This window comes from Paraburkholderia atlantica, assembly GCF_009362785.1.
Lineage (GTDB): Bacteria > Pseudomonadota > Gammaproteobacteria > Burkholderiales > Burkholderiaceae > Paraburkholderia > Paraburkholderia atlantica.
In genome coordinates this window covers 1-5042 of the sequence record NZ_WHNQ01000117.1, presented here as the reverse complement: position 1 = coordinate 5042, position 5042 = coordinate 1, and the positions used below count along the sequence as shown (strand labels likewise).

Genomic DNA, 5042 nt, shown 5'->3' with positions numbered 1-5042 from the left:
TTGTTCTCGGCGCGTAACCGCGAGAGCTCCATCTGCTCGGGCGTGACCACCTTCGCTCCGGGACCGTTCAGTTTGCCGGCCTGCTCGGCCTTCACCCAGTTGCGCAGCGTCTGCTCCGACACGCCCAACTCGCGGGCCACTGCGCCTACGCCTTGCCCGTCCTTGACTCGTTGCACGGCCGCCGCCCGGAACTCCGGCGTGTACGCCTGTTTTGGTACCTTGAACATCTCTTCTTTCCTTCCTTTGGGTCGAGTTTACACACGACCTGCTGGAAGGCGAAATTTCAGGGGAAGCTCAGAATTGCCGAGTGAACCAATCCAGATTTCTGTCCGCACCCCACGGAAGAGATCCTATCCGACGCTGACGTGTCCGTCAGTCTGCAAACCCGGGGCTCGTCTAGCAGGCTGTTGAAAAGCACCTCGCCAGCGTTGAGCACTCTGTTTCATTGAGTCGCTGCGCCGGTTTGGTTGATGTCGATTTAATGCTCGAAGCCTTTTATTCAGGTGGACGCAATGCCATTTCCTCGCCGCCTGTCTAGCCTATGCCGCTTTCGCCGCGAGCGTGCGCATGTGAGTCAGGTTGTAGGCCGCCTGAATCAACAGGAAAAGCTGGTCAACTCGTTGCAGTCCCCCCAATATCGCCTGCACGAATCGTGCAGCCGTCTTGCTCCAGCCAAGACCTACTCAATGCAGTTGCGCTTGCGCTGACTGACGGCATAGTAGTCGGCCCAGCACGTTGTGCGCCCGTCGATGGCCGAGCCGCCCGCGCGGTCATTGTATTGTGCAGCATGTGGCGTCACACCATGTGCGCGGCACATTGCCGCGAAGCCGGCCGCGTCGTAGCTCTTGTCAGCACCTACCGTAATCGATGCATCGCCAAACCTCGCGGCGTCCGCAAGCATCTCGGCTGCTGTGTCCAGATCGGCTGTGCCATTAGCCTGCGTCACCTGTGGTTGAACACGAGTCCGTGCCGGCTATCAGTCAGTACGTGACCCATGTAGCAAAGCATCGCGCCCATGGCCCGACTCTTGCGAAACAACCGGGCCTGACTGTCCGGGCTGAATTCATGCGTGTCGTTGCTACGCTTCTCGCCATGCCAGTGCTCGTGAGAGCCGGCACCGCCGTCAGGTGGCGAGTCGTCATCCGACTTCGTGGAGTGGTCACAAACCGCTTCGTCCATCGCCAGTCCGACGAACCAGTGAAACAGCCTGTTGTAGGAGATTTGCTCCGTCAGCATGCGTTCGCCGCGAATCGAATACAGCACTTGCAACAGCAGCGCGCGAATCAGCTGCTGCGGCCCGATGCTCGGGTGTCCGCCCTTCACGTCGCTCTCGTACATGCGCGAAAAGACCGAATCCATGCGAGTGAGCGCATCGTTCAACCACAGCCGAATCGGTCGCAACGGGTGATTGCCGGAAGGAAATCATCCAGCCTGGACACTGTGAACATCGACTCGGTATAGCCGTCCGCTCTGCGCATCGCTTCAGCCTCAGTGTGTTGTCCGATTCTTCGTTTTCTAGGTTTACCCCTGCCGAGCGGATGACGTGCGCGCAGATACTTCAATCGCCTGCTAAGTCATCAGCGTTCTGGCGTTCAGATCAAAAGGGCGACATACCGAGTTCCAGTTTCGGGCTAGTAAGATGTACCTCTGGCTACTGATCGACTGTTTGGATCGGCTCGTCGTCATTTGGTCGAACGGCACCCGGACGCCGCGATCAAAGCGGTGACCGAGAGCGACGTGTTGCCCGTGATTCACTCAGATCCGTTGTTTGCACTATCGCCGGCCCTAGATGACACACGGATGCGCGATGCAATGCTCATCCTTCGAAGTTACACCACATCGACCGGCCGAGATGCTCGCACGGTGCACATTACATCGGCCAATGAGCAGGAGCATGCGTAGTCGAACGAACTCGCGCGTCAGACCCGGAAGGGGTAATGGGCCAGAGGGCGAAACGTGCATTCTAATTCATTTGCCTGTGGTATGCGGGTCAAGGCGCTGCGGCTATTCGACACGTGTGCGAGCAACGCATGGTTTGCCATCATCCGTGGCAGCTAACGCCCTCTAAATATGACATGCGCAATATACGCATCAAGACATGCTCGATGCTGATCACGGAAGACTGCTTGTGTCTCAGCGGCCAAGCAAAATGGTATCAGCGCATATGTAGCGCTTCTTCCTTGCGAATGCCTTTTGCTCAACAAGCAGCAGCCAATTCAGTTGACAGTGCAATGGGCCGGGCCATCGGTGTATTTGAAAACTACAGAAAATGGCAACCGGTACGGTGAAATGGTTTAACTATGTGAAGGGTTTCGGCTTCATTGCGCCAGACGAGGTGGCGATGACCTATTTGCGCACTTCTCCGAAATCCAAGTGCACGGTTTCCGCACACTGTACGCAAATCAGCGAGTGAGCTTCGATGTGAAGCAAAGACCTGCAGGCAAAGATCCGCCCGATTAACAACCGACGTCGCCAGCGGCTCTTGAGACGGCGCCGTGAACATCACACTTGTGGCGTACGGTCGACGACCACGGCCTCATCCGGTAACGCGTTTTTCGCTTCGAGTGACGATTGAAGCAGTGGGTGCATTTGCTTTCCCGACGGACTGAGCGAATATCGAACGTCGAAGGCCGACACCTCAGCTTACCCATCAAAGGCCTTTCCACAAATCTCCGTGCGTGTTCATGACCGCGCTGAACCTGGCACCAACCTACCCCGGAGGAGGCGAACTACAGATACGCTGGTCTCGATATTAGGATCGTACGCAGGACTTTCCATCATGCTTCGCCAGATCCAGCAGCACTTTTGCTCGACCTAGACTTAGAGCAAATTCCGAACACTACGAATACCAGGGCCACCCGCTCGCAGAAGGTTTCTTCAACAGACTGAAGAGCGAAACGAGTACGCATTTCACCATGCCGGGCTCCGAGATCGAAGCACCTCATGGTCCGAACGATACCAGTCCTACTGTGTCACTTAATCCATTTGCGACGAGCTGATACTGGCAGAATTGGATAGACAAGCTTCAGGCGCTTGCGATGAGGGAAGACATCGACGAACTTGACGCGCATTGGAATCATCTGCGCCAGAGCCATAGCACGCCGATTGTCACGCCGCCATAACGGGTTACTGTTCGCGGGTCAGTGTTGCCCCTGTCGCGCAGAGCGTCGAGCCGATGGCCACGCGCATTAACCCACGCGCGAGTGCGAAGCACCCGTCACTCCACCAAAGTAATTCCGGATCAGGTAAAGATACCACAGCAGACACACGCGCTTCTCCTCGACGCAGTCGCTCCTACGACGCTCGGGTGGTACGCGGCACTGATGCGTGATTAGATCCGGGCACCGGAACTGAGCTAGGCTAAAAATGGGCGCTACAAGGCCAGAACAGTCTGGCATTGACATGATTGTCGCGCTGCGACGTCTTGTTACTAGTCAAATGGATCAATTCAGATGGCGTTCGCTCGCGACCTCCAACGCTTATAGACAGAGCTTTCACATGACCATCAAAAATATTGCCTCCGGCATAAATAGTCTTTATTTGATGTGGTCGCCGCTATTGCGGTATAAACCCGAGTGCTAAATTTTATTCGCGAAGAATTTCAGATCTTCGAAAGTGACAATTGACTATCCCTTACACGCAATCACTTTTCACATCAAGATCTATTATAAAATTCATTATTTCATGCATAAGTGATTTATGGATGCCCCCTACAACATAGAGGATTCGAGACAATGAAGAAGAGCCTTTTCGTTCTTACGCTTGCGCTCGGCGCATCTTATCACGTGTCTGCTGCAACGTTCGAAGGCTGCCCGATGCGCGGCGAGATCAAGATGGCAGGGAGTGTGTACACCGCAACAGCCAGCGATAACGAGGGTATATGGCTAGGTATTGTGAAAGGACCGGACGAAGGTAGTATCAAGGAATTTTCCTCGGCCACGTTTTATCCAGCGCAGCTTGATAATGCTGGCACCGGTCAACCAGCGTTAGTCAAGTGCTCCTACGAACTTTCCAGGGGGGGCTATGTGAATCTACAGTACATACCTAGGTCTCCGCTACCGGCTTTGGATTTGCGCGATCTGAATCAATGGCGCAGAAAAAATGGCCCGTACAACCCTGACTATTACGAGTGCACTGATCCGGCCGCTTGGCGTTGTAGGTTCCTTGTCGTTCGACCGTCTTGAGCAATCGGTGAAAGCTTGAGCAGCTTCCAGTGGAAGACGTGTTGGTGCAATCGCAGAAGCCGTGACGTCTAGCGTATCTCGCAGCACTGTCAACTTGTCGGCAGTAGCGTGGACTGCGCCGAAGAGTCAATCGCTAACAAGACAGTCAACGGATTTTGAGCCATGTCGGCGAATTCCCGCCACGCAGCGAATCGAGATGCGAGTTGTTTGCGATCCAGATTCATCCAACACATTCAGCAACGTGACAATATCGTTAGAAATATTTAGGGAAGGTCTGCAAAAGTCCTGGCGTTGACGTCTCGGTGGACTATCCTGGGAGAATGCAGGTTTAAGGGGTACCTCGATGACACAGCCTGGTCTTGGTCTGGATCTTTCAACGAAACGCACGCGCAAGCGCAAACTTCTCGATGAGTTGAGGCGCGTTGTCCCATGGTCGAGGTTGATTGCGTTGATCGAACCGCACTATCCAAGGGGTAAGACTGGAAGGCCGCCGTTTCCTATTGCGACGATGCTGCAGATCCACTTCATGCAGCAGTGGTTTGGTCTGTCAGACCCGGCGCTGGAAGAGGCGCTTTATGACGTGCCGCTGTATCGTGAATTTGCTGGGCTGGACGAGGGTATGACGCGTTTGCCGGACGAGAGCACGATTCTCCGGTTCCGTCACCTTCTCGAAACGCACGGCCTGGCTGCGCAGATGCTCACGCTGGTCAATGAGATCCTGAGCGAGAAAGGCTTGATGCTGAAGGTGGGGTCGGCGGTCGACGCTACCTTGATTTCCGCACCCACTTCGACGAAGAACGGCTCTGGTACACGGGACCCGGAAATGCACCAGACGAAGAAGGGAAATCAATGGTACTT

General features: G+C 54.9%; 3 protein-coding genes and 2 pseudogenes. 3 read left to right on the top strand and 2 right to left on the bottom strand.

Annotation, left to right across the window (positions count from 1 at the left end):
• Positions 1–227, bottom strand: a 227-nt coding sequence (locus GCT19_RS40825) for a transposase (protein ID WP_152854003.1), incomplete at its 3' end; no start/stop codon positions are given.
• A 312-nt stretch (positions 228–539) separates the two neighbouring features.
• Positions 540–1478, bottom strand: a pseudogene (locus tag GCT19_RS40820) (transposase).
• Between the two features lie 791 nt (positions 1479–2269).
• Here GCT19_RS40820 and GCT19_RS40815 point away from each other — a divergent pair.
• The 3 genes and pseudogenes from GCT19_RS40815 to GCT19_RS40805 form a co-directional block, all read left to right on the top strand.
• Positions 2270–2460, top strand: a pseudogene (locus tag GCT19_RS40815) (cold shock domain-containing protein).
• A gap of 1274 nt (positions 2461–3734) precedes the next feature.
• Positions 3735–4184: a DUF3757 domain-containing protein gene (locus GCT19_RS40810; protein ID WP_084598404.1), complete on the top strand. Its 450-nt coding sequence runs from the start codon at positions 3735–3737 to the stop codon at positions 4182–4184.
• Between the two features lie 343 nt (positions 4185–4527).
• Positions 4528–5042 (top strand): IS5 family transposase (locus GCT19_RS40805; RefSeq protein WP_152855002.1); only part of this gene is annotated, 515 nt, incomplete at its 3' end.

Bases quoted from the DNA above. Each gene is read 5' to 3' on its own strand.
- GCT19_RS40810 (WP_084598404.1), top strand. From the start codon at position 3,735: ATGAAGAAGAGCCTTTTCGTTCTTACGCTTGCGCTCGGCGCATCTTAT.